The sequence below is a fragment of the Actinomycetota bacterium genome (assembly GCA_005888325.1).
In the GTDB taxonomy this organism is placed as follows: Bacteria; Actinomycetota; Acidimicrobiia; order Acidimicrobiales; family AC-14; genus AC-14.
The window spans coordinates 138,563-153,662 of the sequence record VAWU01000025.1 but is presented as its reverse complement, the minus strand read 5'-3'; the positions used below and the strand labels follow the sequence as shown (position 1 = coordinate 153,662).

The window sequence follows — 15,100 nt, the reverse complement described above, 5'->3', positions numbered from 1 at the left end:
GAGGCGACATAGGTCTTATTTTAGGCGTCGACTCGTCGACGCAGTCCAGCAAGGTGGAGATTCGCGACGCCGATGACGGGCGTTTGGTGTCGGGCGGCCGCGCGCGACATCCTCCGGCGGGCCCGCCCCGGTCCGAGCAGGACCCGGCGGCCTGGTGGAGGGCGTTCGAGGCTGCGTACGCGGAGGCGGGCGCCCCCCCGGTGGACGCCGTGGCCGTCGCCGCGCAACAGCACGGCATGGTCGTGCTCGACGGGCGGGGCCGCGTGCTACGCCCGGCGAAGCTCTGGAACGACACCGAGTCGGCTCCACAGGCGACCGCGCTGGTCGATCGCCTGGGTGCGCGCGGGTGGGCGGCTGCGTGCGGCAGCGTGCCCGTGGCGTCGTTCACAATCACCAAGCTGGCCTGGTTGCGGGAGAACGAGCCCGAGGTGTTCGCCGCCGTGCGTCGGCTGCTCCTCCCTCATGACTGGCTCACGCTGAGGCTGACGGGTGAGGTCGTCACCGATCGGGGCGACGCGTCGGGCACCGGCTACTGGTCGCCGGTCGACGAGCGCTGGCGGCCCGACCTCCTGGCGCTGGTCGACGCCGACGTCGACTGGGTTGCGCGGTTGCCGCGCGTCGCCGATCCGGGAGAGGCCGTGGGCGACTGGAAGGGCGCGCGCGTGGCGCCCGGCACGGGCGACAACATGGCCGCGGCCCTCGGGCTGGGCCTGGCGCCGGGCGACGTCGCCATCTCGCTCGGGACGTCGGGCACGGTGTTCTCGGTGAGCGAGCGCCCGGTGGCCGACGCGTCGGGCGAGGTGGCGGGCTTCGCCGACGCAGCCGGTCGCTTCCTGCCGCTCGTCTGCACCCTCAACGCGGCGCGCGTCGTCGACGCCTTCGCCCGTCTGCTCGGTGTCGACCTCGCCGGCTTCGATCGACTCGCTCTCGAGGCACGCGATGGTGCGCGCGGGCTGGTGCTGCTTCCCTATCTCGACGGAGAACGCACACCGAACCGCCCCGACGCCACCGGCGTGCTCGCCGGTCTGCGAACCGATGTGACGCCCGCCCAGGTCGCGCGCGCGGCGATCGAGGGGGTCGTGTGCGGATTGCTCGACGGTCTCGATGCGCTGAAGGGCGTCGGGGTGGATGTCGACACGGGCCGGCTCGCGCTGGTGGGCGGAGGCGCCCGCTCGACCGCGGTTCGCACGATCGTCGCGAGCCTCACCGGCCGGCACGTGATCGTGCCCGTCGCCGACGAGCTCGTCGCCACCGGCGCGTGCGTTCAGGCCGCGTCCGTGCTGCACGGCTGTCCGCCGGAGCAGCTTGCCGCCGCGTGGAGCCTGTGTGGGGGAGAGGTGGTCGAGCCCGACGCGCGCGTCGACGCCGACGAGGTGCGGGGTCGCTATGCCGAGCGGCGCGACGCCGAAGCCGCCCGGCGAAGGGTGGGCCCGAGCCCTCGTTGCAGCTAGCCGCCGACGCGGACGTTGTAGTCCTTGATGGCGGCGTTGGCGCGCTGTGCGGCCTGGTCGATCGCCGTCTTCGGCGGGGTGCCGGTCGTGATCATCGCGGTCAGCGCGTTCTCGACCGCCTTGCGCACCCCCGCGTAGTCGCCGATCACTGGTCCCGCGGTGGCCGTGTTGGTGGCACCCGCCAGGAGCTGGTCGTACGCCACCTTGAAGCCCGGGACCTCGGCCCATCGCTTCTTGATCGGCTCGAGGTCGATGGCCGACTTGCGAATGGGCACGTAGCCGGTGCCGGCCGACCACGTGGCCTGTGACGCCGGCTCGTCGAGGAACTTCGCGAACCGCCAGGCCGCCTCCTGCTTGGCCGGGCTCGACTTGTTGACGATGTACATCGCAGCACCGCCCACGAGCACGCCGCCCTGGCCCAGGGGCCCGGGGAACGCCCCCACCCCGAGCGTGACCGACGGGTAGTTGCCGAGCACGCCGACGATCGTGCCGAGCGACGCCGAGCTCTCGATGGTCATCGCCGTGTTCGCGTTCGCGACCGCCAACAGGTGGTCGAACCCCTTGTTGGGCGTGCTGACGGCCAGCTTGTCCTTCACCATCGAAGCGAGCCAGGTGTAGATGTCGAGGCCCGCCTGGTTGTCGAACGTCACCGCAGTGGCCCGGCGTTGCCGGCCGTTGCCGTTGTTCACGTAGGGCTGCCCCGCCTTGGCCAGCCACTGCTCGGGGTACTCGGGTGCTCGCTTCAGGGCGATGCCGGCCTTGGCCGCGCCGCTGGCGACGATCTTCTCGGACGCAGCGCGGATCTCGTCGAAGGTGGCCGGCGGTTTCTCGGGGTCGAGACCGGCTTTGGTGAAGGCCTGCTTGTTGTAGAGCAGGACCAGGTTCGACACGTTGAACGGCATCGGCCACAGCACGCCTTTGACCTTGTAGTAGTCGACCACCCGGATGATGTGGTCGGAGAGGTCGTACTTGTCGGCGTCGACGCACGCTTGCGCGGGCAGGATCGCCCGGCTGTCGATCATCAGCTGGAGCGAGATGTCCTGGAGCTGCACCAGGTCGGGAAGGTCGCCGCTGCCGAGACCGGCCTTGAACTTGGTGAAGGTGTCCTCGTAGTTCGTCTGGTTGACGAGCTTGACGCGGACGTCCGTCTGTGAGCCGTTGAACTGATCGGTCAGCTGCTTGAGCGTGGTCTCGTTGGCCTGGGTCATGGCGTGCCAGACGGTGATGTCGACCGGCTTGCGCGGCGCCTTGGCGATCGCGCCGAGCGGGCACTTGCCCGCAGCCGCTCCACCTCCACCACCCGTGCCACCGCTGCCCTTGTCGTTGCCACTGCTACATGCAGCGACCAGCAGGCCGATGATCATCGCCACTGCTCCGATGCGCGACCACGGTCGAGACATTCGCTCCCTATCCCTTCACGGCACCGGCCGTCAGACCTCGGACGAGCTGCTTCTGGAACACGAGCAGCAGGATGAACAACGGCAACGCGGCGAGCACCGTGCCCGCCAAGGTGACGTTGATGTCGTTGACCGACTCACCCCGCAGTTGGCGTAGACCGATCTGCACCGTCCGGAGCCGGGCGTCGCGGGTGACGATGAGCGGCCAAAGGTACTGGTTCCACGCCGCGAAGAAGGAGAAGAGGCTGAGAGCGGCGATCATGGGACGCGCCAGGGGGACGGCCACCCGGGTCATGAAGCGCAGGTGCCCGTAGCCGTCGAGGGCAGCTGCGTCCTGGAGGTCGCGTGGAACCTGCAGGAAGGCCTGCCGCAGGAGGAACGTGCCGAAGCCCGTCGCGAGGAACGGCACCGCGAGCGCGAGATAGGTGTCGTACCAGCCCAGGCTCACGATCGTCTGTTGGTTGGTGAAGAACGTGACCTCGAAGGGGATCATCGTCGTGGCGAGGAACACGACGAACAGCGTCCGCTTCAACGGGAACCGCAGGAAGGCGAACGCATAGGCGGCCAGGATCGACGTCGATACCTGACCCGCGACGATCAGCGCGGTGACGATGAAGCTGTTCTTCAGGTAGTTGCCGAGGTGGCCGGCGTTCCACGCCCGGCGGTAGGTGCTCCAGTCGGGGTGCGCCGGGAACAAGCGGGGAGGGCGGGCCACGAGCTGCTCGGAGGGCAGGAGTGAGTTGACGACGGCGATGTAGAGCGGGAACAGCACCACCCCGGCCACCGCGGTGAGTATCGCGTAGCGCACGACCAGACGGAATCGCCTAGCGGCCATAGAACACGCGCCGTTCGAGGAAGGTGAGCTGCGCGATCGTGAGCACCAGCGTGATGACGAAGAGCGCGATGGCCAGCACCGAAGCTTCTCCGAGGTTGTTGTGCTTGAAGACCTCGTTGTACGCGGCGTAGACGAGGACATTGGTCCGGTTGTCGGGACCGCCCTCGGTCAGCAGGTCGATCTGGCCGAAGGCCTGGAACGCGGTGATCGAGGTCACGACCGTCGCGAAGAAGATGGTCGGGGAGAGCAGGGGCAGGGTGATGTTGCGAAAGCGCGACCACGGCCCCGCCCCGTCGACGTGCGCCGCCTCGAGCAGCTCGTCGGGGACGGCACCGAGCCCGGCGGAGATCAGGATGAAGGTGATGCCGAGGTGCTGCCAGATGAAGGCGATGGACACGGCCGGCAGTGCCCACGTCGGGTCCGACAAGAAGTCTCTCTGGCCCACGAGATAGGAGAGCAGCCCCACCTGTGGGTTGAAGAGGGTGACGAAGATCACCGAGGCCACTGCCACCGACGTCGCCACCGTCGAGGAGAAGATCGTGCGGTAGATGCCGATGCCCTTGAGGCGTTGATGGGCGAGCACCGCGAGCGCGACGCCGAGGATGACGCCCGTGGGCACGGTGAGGACCGCGAACAGCGCCGTCACCTTGAGGCTGTTGCGGAAGTCGCCGGACGAGAGGATGTCGCCGACCTGACTGAGGCCGGCCCAGCGTTTGGGCAACCCGGGAAACGGGGGGGTGCGGTAGAGCGCCAGGTAGAAGTTGCGGAAGAAGGGATAGAACTCGAAGGTCACGAAGGCCAGCAGCGACGGCAGGATGAGCAGATAGCCCAGCCCCGCCTCGCGGACCCGGCGGCTGAGCCGGCGCACCGGCCGCGAGGTGACGTCGACCGCGGGTACCAGCCGATCGAGGTCGCTCATGTGTCGAACCGTGCCTCGGTGGTGGCGTCGAACAGGTGCAGGTGGTCGGGGTCGAACGACAGGCGCACCGCAGTCCCGTCGGAGGGGGCCGTCACGCTCGAGGGCTGTCGCGCGGTGACGAGCTGGCCGTCCTCGAGCCGGCAGACGACGTGGCGCTCGTGGCCCAGCGACTCGACGACCGACACCGTGGCCGCGATCGGGCCGTCGCCGATCGCCAGGTGCTCCGGGCGAACGCCCAGGACGACGGCGCGGCCATCGGTGCTTACCGCGTGGGCGAGCGGGGCCGGCAGCGGGACGCGCCCGCCGGGCAGCATGACGACGACGCCCTCGGGCTCGTGGGCGATGGTGCCGGTGATGGTGTTCATCGGTGGATTGCCGATGAAGCGCGCGACGAAGAGGTTGGCCGGCTTCTCGTAGACGTCCTGCGGAGGTCCAACTTGTTGCAGCACGCCTGCGTTCATGATCGCGATGCGATCTCCCATCGTCATCGCCTCGACCTGATCGTGGGTCACGTAGACGAACGTGGTTGCCAGGCGCCGGTGCAGCTCGATGAGCTCGGCGCGCGTCTGGACGCGCAGCTTGGCGTCGAGGTTGGAGAGCGGCTCGTCCATGAGGAACACCTGGGGACGACGCACGATGGCACGCGCCAGTGCCACCCGCTGGCGCTGGCCACCCGACAGCTGGGCGGGACGGCGATCGAGCAGGCCGTCGAGGTCGAGGGTGCGGACCGCCTCGGCCACGATCGCCGGCCGTTCGTGCTTCGGGACGTTCCGCGATCGCAACGGGAACTCGATGTTCTTCTCCACCGTCATGTGCGGGTAGAGCGCGTAGCTCTGGAACACCATGGCGACGTCGCGGTCCTTGGCCTCCACGTCGTTGACGACGCGGGTGCCGATCCGGATCGTGCCGCCGGTCGGCTCCTCGAGACCGGCGACCATCCGCAGGGCAGTCGTCTTCCCACATCCGGAAGGCCCGAGCAGGACGAGGAACTCCTGATCCTCGACCTCGAGCGTGAGGTCGGCGACGGCGGTGAAGCTCCCGAAGCGCTTGGAGACGTCCAGGAAGGCAACCTGACCCATGTTCGGGGCGACAATAGACGGAAGCGCCGGCGGGACCGCGCCCCGCTCGGCCACCCACTGCTAGAGCCGGAGGCGCAGCACCTCGGCGAACTGGGGGTTGGGCCGGGCGTCGGTGTCGTAGGCCGCGCTCTCGACCACGACCGCCCACGTGGCGTCGGAGGCGTAGCGACGCAGGGTCTGGAAGCAGAGGGCCTCGAGCTCGTCGCGCCCGTTCTCGTCGAGCACCGCGTCGAAGGTCAGCTCACGGGGCAGCTCGCGCTGGCCACGGCTCACCGCCTCGGGCCAGACCGTGCGATGGAAGTCCTCGAGCAGCTTGGCCCGCACGATGTCGGGGTGTCCGGAGCGGATGGCGCGCACGAGGACGGGCCCCGAGCGGGTGCCCAACGTGCCTTCCGAGAGCAACTCGGCCGCCTCCGCCGACTCGGCCTCCGCCACCTGCTGGATGGTGGCCTCGCACATTCTCACCGAGCGGAGCAGCTCGGGCTCGCTCCGGATGCGCAGCTCGGCGTAGGCGCTGATGACCGCGACCCACGCGTCCTGCCAGACCCAATCGGGGACGGGGATCGCCTCGTGGCGCTTGCGCAGGATCACCACAGGTTCGAGTGGGCCGCGCGCCGCATCTCGACCAGCCGGCGAATGCGGTTGTAGGGATGGTGGGTGGGCAACTGGTCGATCGGGCCTCGCGGCGGTCGGAGCAGCAGCTCCCGGAGGTCGTAGGCCAGGCTGTACAACGCCAGGCGCTCGTTGAGGCGCGGGTGCGCGAACAGCTCCGGATACGACTCGCGCAACCAGACGGGCAGGTCGCGGTAGTCGCGCCGTCGCAGCTGCTGCTCGTAGTCCGCGGCGACGTTGACGCCGGGCTCCGCGCAGAAGCGCAGCAGCACGTCGAGGTCGAGGTCGGGAGGGCCGGGACGCGCCCACTCGAAGTCGAGGAGGGCGCTGATCTGGCGTCCGTCCCAGAGGACGTTCTCGAAGTGGAGATCGCCGTGGACGAGAGTCGGGGCGGCATGGTCGCCGTTGAGCGCGATCGCGCCGGCCCGCACGATGTCGGCGGCGTTGGCGAGCATCGGGGCGTCGACGTACGGGAGCCGGGTGGCCTGGTCGACGAGCTCGAGCGTGCGCGCCGGAGGAAGTTGGTGGGGGCACTCGAGCGTGTTGCGATCGAGGAAGGGCGGCCTGATGGCGCTCGGGCCGTCCTGAGGCAGGACGACGGAGTGGAGGGCCCGCATGGCATCCGCGAGCTGGCTGACGGCGCGACGCCGCTCGCTGTCGCTCATCTCACCCCATGTGCGGCTGAGCGGCCGGCCGGGCGCGCGGCGCAACAGCAGCCACTCGCCCACGGGGCCCCGCCCATGGCCCACGACGTGGGGGTAGAGCACCTCGATCGGCAGCACGGCGGCCACGTTGGCCTCGTGCTCCAACCGGCGCGAGACGGGTGAGGCGCTGATACGAAGGACGTACGGACCCGCGTACCAGACCTCGTTCAACGTGTGCGGCACGCGTTCGAGCGCCATCCTGTCGTCGACGCCCGCCTGCCGTAGCGCTCGTCGCGCCCGCACCAGCCCCGTCAGGCTCATTGCGTCCTCGAGATGGTCATGGGCGTCATGGGGCTGCTGTCGGTCGTCGATCGCGGCGCTACTCGTTGTACGGCATATCGGCACCCAAAACGAGGATCTGAACGCAGGATGAGCCGAGCGACCTACGGCCGGCCGGTCGATGTCCTACGGTGGGAAGTCCTACGCTGCGTAGTCGAGCTCCCGTAGGCTGAACGAGTGGAGAGGCCCACGCACACGCGCTCGCACACCGACACCCCCCGCCGGTGGAGGCGGCGCGGCGCGCTGGCCACCGCGCTCGTCGCCGCCACGATGGCTGCGGCCTGTACCTCCGGCACCGTCAACCAGGCCTCGCCCCTGGCGCTGCCGGCGACGACCGCGCCGGCGAAGCCCCAGAACTTCGGGCCCTACGCCGTCGGTGTGCGCACGGAGTCGTTCGTCGACACCAGCCGGCCGACCGATCCGAACCGCGGCGAGCCCGGGCGGCCGTCGCGCACCCTGCAGACGATGGTGCTGTATCCCGCGCAGGGTGACGCGAGCGACCGCGATGTCCCCGAGGCGCCGCCGGCTCGCGACGGCGGGCCGTATCCCCTCATCGAGTTCTCCCACGGGTTCACCTCGAACGGTCCGAGCTACACCGCGCTCCTCCGTCAGCTGGCGGCCGCAGGGTACGTCGTCGCCGCCCCCACCTTTCCCCTCAGCAGCCGGGGCGCCCCGGGGGGGCCGAGCGCCGCGGACTACAAGAACCAGCCCGCCGACGTGAGCTTCGTCATCTCCGAGATGCTGCGGCTCAACGGCGACGGCGCCAGTCTCCTGCACGGGATGGTCGACCCCGACAAGGTGGCCGTCGCCGGGCACTCGCTGGGCGCGATGACGACACTCGGCGTCGCCTACAACTCGTGCTGCACCGACACTCGCATCAAGGCCGCGGTCCCCATCTCGGGGATCGAGGCGTCGTTCCCGGGCGGGACGTTCGTCTACCGAGGGACACCGTTGCTGCTGATCCATGGCGACGCGGACGCCACCGTTCCGTACCAATCCAGTCAGAACGCCTACCGGGCCGCGACCCCACCGAAGTTCCTGCTCACGATCCTGCACGGCCCGCACACGCTGTTCTTCGGCCCGGCCGGCGCAGTGATCGTGAAGGTCATGCTGGACTTCTTCGACCACTACCTCAAGGGTCGCGACGGGAGCCTCGAGGCGATCACGCAGCAGGGCAACGTCGCCGGCACGACGGTGCTCGTCAGCACGCTCACGTAGCTGCGCCCGGCTCGCGCAGCCGGTAGATCGCGGAATGGCGGATGTGGGCGACGGGTCGGTCGCGGTTCGCGAGCAGCATCACGTCGAGCTCGACGACCTCGTGGCCCTTGCGCGTGGAGAGCCCCGAAACCCGCGCCCGCGTGGCCACCCGATCGCCGTCGTGGACGACCCCGAGGTTGGTGACGGCGCTCGCAGTGTGGATCCACGGCCCGAGGCGCACGTTGGCGGCCAGGACGTCGTTGGCCGCACGGAGCAACCAGCCCGGATGGGCGATGCGGTCGCGGGCGTACAGCACGAGGTCGTCGTCGAGCTGGCCGAGGAACCCGTGGGCGCGATCGGCGTGGAACCCCGCCTCGAGGCTGCCGAGCACGTCGAGCGCGGCGAGGGTCTCCGGGGTCGCCGGCGCCGGCTCATCGGGCAGGGGCGTCTCGGGGTAGTCGGCCGGGTCGGGCGGGGCGGCCGCGTCGGTCGTGGACGGGAGCGCGGCGCGGCCGGTGGCACAGACGGTGCCGGCGTCGTTGGTGGCGGTCAGCTCGAGCGCGGTTGGCTCGACGGAGGCCGCGTCCACCGTGACGGTGTCGCCGTCGTAGAACGGCTGGTGGAAACGGGCCGTCATCGTCCCGCGCTCGAGCCACGCGCGACCGAACAACGCGACGACCGGGTGGGTCATGTACGCGTAGACGGTCACGCCCGGCACGAGGCCACCGCGAAAGCCGTGCCGCTGCGCCACGTCATCGTGGTGGATCTTGTTCTCGGACTCGGTGGCCGCGTTATGGGCGCGCACGCGGTACACCGTCTGGGCCGCCATGAGGCGACGCTACAGTCCGCGGCCATGGCTCATGAGGTGCAGGGCGTCGTGGCCGCGGACCGGGGCCGGCCGGTCTCGCTCGAGACGATCGTCGTCCCCGATCCCGGGCCCGACGAGGTGCTCGTCCGGGTCCAGGCGTGCGGTGTGTGCCACACCGACCTCCACTACCGGGAGGGCGCCATCAACGACGACTTCCCCTTCCTCCTCGGTCACGAGGCCGCCGGCACGATCGAGGCGATCGGCGACGGTGTCACCAGCGTCGCGCCGGGTGACTACGTCGTGATCGCCTGGCGGGCGCCGTGCGGCAACTGTCGATCGTGCCGGCGCGGTCGACCCTGGTACTGCTTCGACAGTCGCAACGCGGCGCAGCAGATGACGCGTGCGGATGGCACTCCACTGAGCCCCGCCCTCGGCATCGGCGCCTTCGCCGAGCTGACCCTCGTCGCCGCGGGCCAAGCGGTGAAGGTCGACCCCGCAGCGCGTCCCGAAGCGGCCGGTCTCATCGGCTGCGGCGTGATGGCCGGCTTCGGTGCTGCGGTCCACACGGGCAACGTCGGGCAGGGCGACACGGTGGCGGTGATCGGATGTGGCGGTGTGGGCAGCGCGGCCATCGCGGGGGCGAGCCTCGCCGGGGCGCGACGCGTCATCGCAGTCGATGTCGACCCTCGCAAGCTCGAATGGGCACGCGGCTTCGGCGCCACCCACGTGGTCGACGCGCGTGAGACGGATCCCGTCGAGGCCATCAAGGGCCTGACCGACGGCCTGGGGGCAGATGTGGTGGTCGAGGCGGTCGGCCTTCCCGAGACCTACCGTCAGGCGTTCTTCGCGCGCGACCTCGCGGGGACGGTGGTGCAGGTCGGAGTGCCGGCGCCGGAGGCGACCATCGAGTTGCCGATGATCGAGCTGTTCGGCCGGGGTGGCGCGCTCAAGTCGTCGTGGTACGGCGACTGCCTCCCGTCGCGTGACTTCCCGCTGCTGATCGACCTGTACCTTCGCGGCAAGCTGAACCTCGACGGTTTCGTGTCGGAGACCATCCGCCTCGATCAGGTCGAGGACGCGTTCCACAAGATGGAGCGCGGCGAGGTGCTCCGGTCTGTCGTGGTGCTCTGAACGATCTGTCGACTAGGTGGTCAGCTGAGCCTCGGTGGGCTCCGCGCAGCAGAACCAGGGCTCGCTGAGGCGAGGGCGCCCGGCGGTCGCGGCGGTGGGGGCGGCACCAGGGGCACCCGACTCCCGCCACACGCGTCCGAACGTGGTCTCGATGCTCTCGCCCGCGTCGAGGCTGTGCTCGACCACGCGCGCCACGCGGACCTGCAGCGCGTCGACTGCAGGGTCGGCAGCCGTCCACGGGTAGCCGAGCAGCTCGGGGTCGTAGTGCCCCAGGTAGGGGAGGAGGTCGCTCCGGTCGAGCAGCAACGATCCCTCGGGGAGGAGCAGGCGGATCGTGTACTGCACGGGGTCGACGTTGTCGATGAGGTCATGGGTGGCGACGAACTCGAGCAACTCGACGACGTCGGCCATGGTCGTCCAGGGCGTGAACGGCAGGAACGAGGGGCGGATCTCGATGCCTTGCTCGCGCAGCAGCGCCACCGCTCGGGCCGCGTCGGCCGCGGTGTGGCCCTTGTCGAGCCGCCGGAGGATGTGGTCGTTCAGGCTCTCGAAGGCGGAGACGACGAAGAGGCACCCGGCGGCCGCCAGCTCGGGCCAGATGCCCTCGTGTCGCAGGATGAGCTCGACCTTGGTCGTGCAGTCGAACGTGAGGTCGGGAAAGCGCTCGTGAACGGCGCGCACCACGCGCCGCGAGTGGTGGACGCCGTTGAGGAAGTCGGGATCTCCGAAGGTGATGTGGCGCGCCCCGGCCGCGACCAGCTGGGCCACGTCGCCGACGACGGCATCGAGGTCGACGATACGGATGCGCCCGTCGTAGACGACCGGCACGGGGCAGTGGCGGCAGCGGTGGGCGCAGCCGTGGCTCGCCTCGACGTATCCGACCAGTCGATCTCCACCGTCGACCACCAGGCGGGCGTAGCGCTCGAGCGGGGGGAGCAGGTCGCGCCCGGGAAGGCCGAAGCGCGTGCGTCCGAGGTGGACGAGCGTCTGGTCGCCACCACCCGCGCGTCCCGACGCGAGGCCGTCGACCCACTCGACGAGAGCGCTCTCGTACTCACCCGCCAACAGCCGGTCGGCGACCGTCCCGAGGGTGTGGTCGCGGCTCACCGGCGCGTAGAGCCCGTAGAGGCAGATCGGGACGTCGGGCCGGAGGGCGCGCGCGGTGCGGGCCGCGCGCAGCGCCAGCCGCATGGCCGTGTGCATGGGCACCGAGAACGCGAGGGCGTCGGCCCAGGTCACCTGGTCCGGCGCCCACGGGTCGACGCTCAGGTCGAGCGCACGCACGTCGTGGCCCGCCCGCCTGAGCGCGGTCGCCGGAGAGGCGACGTGCAGCGGCTGGTGACCCAGCTCGTACGTCGAGATCAGGAGAACGCGCATGTCCCGCCCAGCCTAAGCGCCAATCCCCTTCTTCTTGTCGTACTCAACCGTCGTCACCACGGCTGTGTACGACAAGAAGCGATCAGTCGATGACGACGTCGAGACACGCGTGCGCGGCGCGGAGCGACTGCTCGACCTCGGCGGGCGTGGCGCCGCGTGCGAAGAGGAACCCGAGGTAGCGGTCGCCCTCGGGCAACGGCTGAACCGGTCGACCCGCATGGATGGTGATCTCGAGCCCGGCGATGCCGGGTACCGCGCGAGCGCGGTCCTGGCCGTGCACGCCGGCCAGCACGCCGGCGCGGGGGATCGGGAGCATCATCACGCCGGCGGCGACCGCCTCGCGCTGCACTCCGTCGAGCGGCAGGCCGAGCGCGTGCCGGAGGATGAGCTCCTCGAGGCGAACCCCCGCGCCGAAGCGCAGCGCGCGTGAGCACAGGCCCCCGATCGAACGGGCTGCGACCTCGAGCACGAACACCTCGTCGCCCGAGACGCGCAACTCCGCGTGGATCGGGCCTTCGCGTAGACCGAGCGCGACGATCGCGTCGGCGGTACGCGCGGCAATCGTGTCGAGCGCGGCCGCGGGCTTGCGGGACGGCGTGACGTAGATCGTCTCCTCGAAGTAGGGGCCGTCGAGCGGGTCGGGCTTGTCGAAGACCGTGAGCACGTCGAGCCGACCGCCGCGCAGCAGCCCCTCGAGGGCGACCTCGTCACCGGCGACGAACCGCTCGACGAGCAGTGGCCCGGCGGCGTCTTCGTCCGCGTCGTCGAGGATGTGGCGCACCCGCGTGGCGGCCGCCCCTGCCGCCGCCGGGTCGTCGACGCGGATGACGCCGCGACTCCCCGACAGCGACACCGGCTTCACCACGCACGGGAACCCGAGCTCCGAGGCCGCCGCGACCACGTCGTCCTCCGGCCCGACAACCCGGTACGCGGGCTGTGGGACACCGGCCTCGGCGAGGGCGCGCCGCATCAGCGTCTTGTCGCGCGTCGCGGCCACAGCCGCGGGGGCGTTGGCCGGAAGGCCGAGGCGGGCCGACGCCTCCGCGGCCACGAGCACGCCCTGGTCGTCGACGGCGACGACCGCGTCGAGTGGGGCTCGACGGGCGAGCGCGACGATGGCCTCCGCAGCCGCACCGGGATCGGAGAGCTCCAGGTGGAGGGCGCGGTCGCCCATGGCACCGGCCAACGTCTGACGTTGCTCCGAGGCCACCACCACCTCGACGTCGAGGGCGCGCGCCGCGTCGAGGAAGTCGGGCGCGCGGTACGTGGCGGAGGGCAGCAGCAGGAGGACACGGGCCACGGGGCCTATGATGACTGCTGCGATGAGCCCCGAAGAGCCTGAAGAGCCCGAAGACATCGAAGCGGGCGGGCCGGCCGCCGCCCCCGCCATCACCGTCACCGAACGGGCACGCGCGCTCGTGCTCGAGACGCGTGCCCAGGAGGCAGAGCCCGAGCGGCTGGCCCTCTGGCTCGAGGTGAGCGGCACCGCAGCGGGCGCGTACACCTACGACATGTACTTCCAGGCCATCGACGACGCCGCGAGCGACGACGTCGTGCAACGTCACGACGATCTCTCGGTCGTGATCCCGGCCGACAGCATCGACAAGGTGCGTGGCGCCACCCTCGACCTGTCCGGGCCCGGCTCGACGGGCATGGTGATCAACAACCCCAACCGCCCGCCCGACGTCGCGAGCCCGGGCATGGGTCGTCCGCCCGCGGACCTCACTGGGGACGTGGCGCAGCGGATCATGCAGGTGCTCGAGCAGCAGATCAACCCCAGCATCGCGGCCCACGGTGGCGCGGCGGAGCTGGTCGCGGTCGAGGACGACGTCGCGTACCTGCGCCTGAGCGGTGGCTGCCAGGGCTGCGGCCTCGCCTCGGTCACGCTCACCCAGGGCATCGAGGTCGCAATACGCGAAGCCGTGCCCGAGGTGGTGCGGGTCGCCGACGTGACCGATCACGCCAGCGGTTCGAACCCGTACTTCGAAGCGGCGAAGAAGTAGGTCGGCGTGCACGCCGAGCTCGACACCGTGCTGTGCGACGCGCTCGGCCTCGAGCTGGCACCGGTGGCCGTCGCCTTCCTCGATGCCGCGCCCGACGGCATCGACCACGTCGACACCGCGATGGCGGCCGGCTGCGGGTTCTGGCGGTTGGCGCGGGACCGGGTGTTCTACACGGAGGCGGCCGACCACGCGGGTTGCCCGATCGGGGTCCTCACCATGGGCCTCGATGCGGATCCCGACGTGCAGCACAAGGCCGGCGAGCTGGTCGCTCTGATGGAGTCGATCGCCTATCTGCAACCGGGCGAGGCGGCGGCGCTGCCATCCGTGCGCCCGGGGCCCTCCGTCATCGCGTACGGACCGCTCGAGCGCTTCCCGCTCGAGCCCGACGTCGTGCTCGTGACGTCCACGCCCGAGCAGGCGATGTGGCTGGCCGAGGCGGCCGGGGCCGTGCAGCTCGACGAGCCGGCGATGCACGTCCACGGGCGCCCCGCGTGCGCGGCCATCCCCCGTGCGCTCGAGTCGACCCGTCTCGAGCTCTCGCTCGGGTGCGCAGGGATGCGCACTTTCACTGCGGTCGAGCCGGGGATGCTGCTCAGCGTGCTGCCGGCGCCTGCGCTCACCGGCCTCGAGGAGCGGCTTCGGTCGGTCGCCGACGCCAACGAGTCGATGCGCGCCCACTACGCCGAGAAGCTGGGGTAGCGGTCTCCTAGGTGTCCGCCTTCTCCCTGCGGCGCTTGCGCAGGAGGTGCGCGGCGACGAAGCCCAGGACGATGAGTGCGAAGAGCGCGAAGCCGCCGCGGCTGAGGTAGGTCTCGATCACCCGCCACGAGCGCCCGGCGAGGTAGCCGGCGACGACGACGGAGGGTCCCCACACGATCGCGCCGATCACGTTCCAGAGGAGGAACTTCGAGTAGGGCATGCGCGAGTCGCCGGCCACCGCCGGGACCAGGGCGCGGAGGATGCCGACGAATCGACCCAGGAGCACCGCGCGCGCGCCCTTCTCGCGCACGTACTTGTGCGCTCTCTCCCAACGTTGCTCCCCGATCTTGCGACCGAACCACGTGCGCCGCATGCGTCCGCCCAGGAAGCGGCCGATCTCGTAGCCGGCGGAGTCGCCCATGACACCGCCGATCACGGTCACCACGATCACGAGGAACAGGTTGAGCTTCCCTTGGTAGGCGAAGAAGCCTCCGAGCACGAACAGGCCCACGAACGCGGACGCTTCGAGGGCGGTCAGCGCGCTGAGCAGCACGCAGCCCCACGGGTTCACGGCCTCGCCCAGGAGCTCCGAAACACGTGCGGCCATGG

General features: G+C 70.5%; 15 protein-coding genes. 5 read left to right on the top strand and 10 right to left on the bottom strand.

Going from position 1 to position 15,100, the window contains the following annotated elements:
* The first annotated feature begins 8 nt into the window (after positions 1-8).
* The gene (gene xylB / locus E6G06_09650) at positions 9-1,451 is read left to right on the top strand and encodes a xylulokinase (protein TML91718.1); all 1,443 of its coding nucleotides are present in this window, start codon (positions 9-11) and stop codon (positions 1,449-1,451) included.
* On the opposite strand, the gene E6G06_09645 is transcribed toward xylB, so the two are convergent.
* The 6 genes from E6G06_09645 to E6G06_09620 are packed head-to-tail and all read right to left on the bottom strand — an operon-like array spanning position 1,448 to position 7,258.
* A complete protein-coding gene (locus E6G06_09645; protein ID TML91705.1) occupies positions 1,448-2,851 on the bottom strand; it encodes an ABC transporter substrate-binding protein in 1,404 nt (467 codons plus the stop codon). The genes xylB and E6G06_09645 overlap by 4 nt on opposite strands.
* A gap of 7 nt (positions 2,852-2,858) precedes the next feature.
* Positions 2,859-3,683, bottom strand: a complete 825-nt coding sequence (locus E6G06_09640) for a carbohydrate ABC transporter permease (protein ID TML91704.1) — start codon at positions 3,681-3,683, stop codon at positions 2,859-2,861.
* Positions 3,673-4,602 (bottom strand): sugar ABC transporter permease, encoded by a 930-nt coding sequence (locus E6G06_09635; protein ID TML91703.1) that lies wholly within the window; start codon positions 4,600-4,602, stop codon positions 3,673-3,675. The genes E6G06_09640 and E6G06_09635 overlap by 11 nt, the downstream gene beginning before the upstream one ends.
* The gene (locus E6G06_09630; protein ID TML91702.1) at positions 4,599-5,681 is read right to left on the bottom strand and encodes an ABC transporter ATP-binding protein; all 1,083 of its coding nucleotides are present in this window, start codon (positions 5,679-5,681) and stop codon (positions 4,599-4,601) included. Before E6G06_09630 ends, E6G06_09635 begins: the two co-directional genes overlap by 4 nt.
* Before the next feature lie 60 nt (positions 5,682-5,741).
* A complete protein-coding gene (locus tag E6G06_09625) occupies positions 5,742-6,272 on the bottom strand; it encodes a hypothetical protein (protein ID TML91701.1) in 531 nt (176 codons plus the stop codon).
* Positions 6,269-7,258 (bottom strand): hypothetical protein, encoded by a 990-nt coding sequence (locus E6G06_09620; protein TML91700.1) that lies wholly within the window; start codon positions 7,256-7,258, stop codon positions 6,269-6,271. Before E6G06_09620 ends, E6G06_09625 begins: the two co-directional genes overlap by 4 nt.
* Positions 7,259-7,453: 195 nt before the next feature.
* Between E6G06_09620 and E6G06_09615 the strand changes: the two genes are divergently transcribed.
* Positions 7,454-8,494: a phospholipase gene (locus E6G06_09615; GenBank protein TML91699.1), complete on the top strand. Its 1,041-nt coding sequence runs from the start codon at positions 7,454-7,456 to the stop codon at positions 8,492-8,494.
* On the opposite strand, the gene E6G06_09610 is transcribed toward E6G06_09615, so the two are convergent.
* Positions 8,487-9,302 carry a hypothetical protein gene (locus tag E6G06_09610; protein ID TML91698.1) on the bottom strand — a complete coding sequence of 272 codons (816 nt, stop codon included), beginning with the start codon at positions 9,300-9,302 and terminating at the stop codon, positions 8,487-8,489. The two genes, E6G06_09615 and E6G06_09610, sit on opposite strands and share 8 nt — an antisense overlap.
* A 24-nt stretch (positions 9,303-9,326) precedes the next feature.
* Here E6G06_09610 and E6G06_09605 point away from each other — a divergent pair, with 24 nt between their 5' ends.
* Positions 9,327-10,412, top strand: a complete 1,086-nt coding sequence (locus tag E6G06_09605) for an S-(hydroxymethyl)mycothiol dehydrogenase (GenBank protein ID TML91697.1) — start codon at positions 9,327-9,329, stop codon at positions 10,410-10,412.
* A 12-nt stretch (positions 10,413-10,424) separates the two neighbouring features.
* On the opposite strand, the gene E6G06_09600 is transcribed toward E6G06_09605, so the two are convergent.
* Both E6G06_09600 and E6G06_09595 read right to left on the bottom strand, forming a co-directional pair.
* Complete coding sequence (locus tag E6G06_09600; protein TML91696.1) at positions 10,425-11,789, bottom strand: radical SAM protein; 1,365 nt, start codon at positions 11,787-11,789, stop codon at positions 10,425-10,427.
* 82 nt (positions 11,790-11,871) lie between these two features.
* Positions 11,872-13,146, bottom strand: a complete 1,275-nt coding sequence (locus tag E6G06_09595; protein ID TML91695.1) for an ATP-grasp domain-containing protein — start codon at positions 13,144-13,146, stop codon at positions 11,872-11,874.
* Between E6G06_09595 and E6G06_09590 the strand changes: the two genes are divergently transcribed.
* Together E6G06_09590 and E6G06_09585 are read left to right on the top strand one after the other, a co-directional pair.
* Complete coding sequence (locus E6G06_09590; protein ID TML91694.1) at positions 13,097-13,792, top strand: hypothetical protein; 696 nt, start codon at positions 13,097-13,099, stop codon at positions 13,790-13,792. The genes E6G06_09595 and E6G06_09590 overlap by 50 nt on opposite strands.
* A 6-nt stretch (positions 13,793-13,798) precedes the next feature.
* Entirely contained in the window at positions 13,799-14,491 is a 693-nt protein-coding gene (locus E6G06_09585; GenBank protein ID TML91693.1) for a hypothetical protein, read from the top strand.
* Positions 14,492-14,498: 7 nt separating this feature from the next.
* On the opposite strand, the gene E6G06_09580 is transcribed toward E6G06_09585, so the two are convergent.
* Positions 14,499-15,098 (bottom strand): DedA family protein, encoded by a 600-nt coding sequence (locus tag E6G06_09580; GenBank protein TML91692.1) that lies wholly within the window; start codon positions 15,096-15,098, stop codon positions 14,499-14,501.
* Positions 15,099-15,100: the final 2 nt, after the last annotated feature.

What these genes read in the sequence shown, in the direction of transcription:
- E6G06_09645 (TML91705.1), bottom strand. Translation starts at nt 2,851, where the DNA reads ATGTCTCGACCGTGGTCGCGCATCGGAGCAGTGGCGATGATCATCGGC.
- E6G06_09640 (TML91704.1), bottom strand. Translation starts at nt 3,683, where the DNA reads ATGGCCGCTAGGCGATTCCGTCTGGTCGTGCGCTACGCGATACTCACC.
- E6G06_09635 (TML91703.1), bottom strand. Translation starts at nt 4,602, where the DNA reads ATGAGCGACCTCGATCGGCTGGTACCCGCGGTCGACGTCACCTCGCGG.
- E6G06_09630 (TML91702.1), bottom strand. Translation starts at nt 5,681, where the DNA reads ATGGGTCAGGTTGCCTTCCTGGACGTCTCCAAGCGCTTCGGGAGCTTC.
- E6G06_09620 (TML91700.1), bottom strand. Translation starts at nt 7,258, where the DNA reads ATGAGCCTGACGGGGCTGGTGCGGGCGCGACGAGCGCTACGGCAGGCG.
- E6G06_09610 (TML91698.1), bottom strand. Translation starts at nt 9,302, where the DNA reads ATGGCGGCCCAGACGGTGTACCGCGTGCGCGCCCATAACGCGGCCACC.
- E6G06_09605 (TML91697.1), top strand. Translation starts at nt 9,327, where the DNA reads ATGGCTCATGAGGTGCAGGGCGTCGTGGCCGCGGACCGGGGCCGGCCG.
- E6G06_09600 (TML91696.1), bottom strand. Translation starts at nt 11,789, where the DNA reads ATGCGCGTTCTCCTGATCTCGACGTACGAGCTGGGTCACCAGCCGCTG.
- E6G06_09590 (TML91694.1), top strand. Translation starts at nt 13,097, where the DNA reads ATGATGACTGCTGCGATGAGCCCCGAAGAGCCTGAAGAGCCCGAAGAC.
- E6G06_09595 (TML91695.1), bottom strand. Translation starts at nt 13,146, where the DNA reads ATGTCTTCGGGCTCTTCAGGCTCTTCGGGGCTCATCGCAGCAGTCATC.
- E6G06_09580 (TML91692.1), bottom strand. Translation starts at nt 15,098, where the DNA reads ATGGCCGCACGTGTTTCGGAGCTCCTGGGCGAGGCCGTGAACCCGTGG.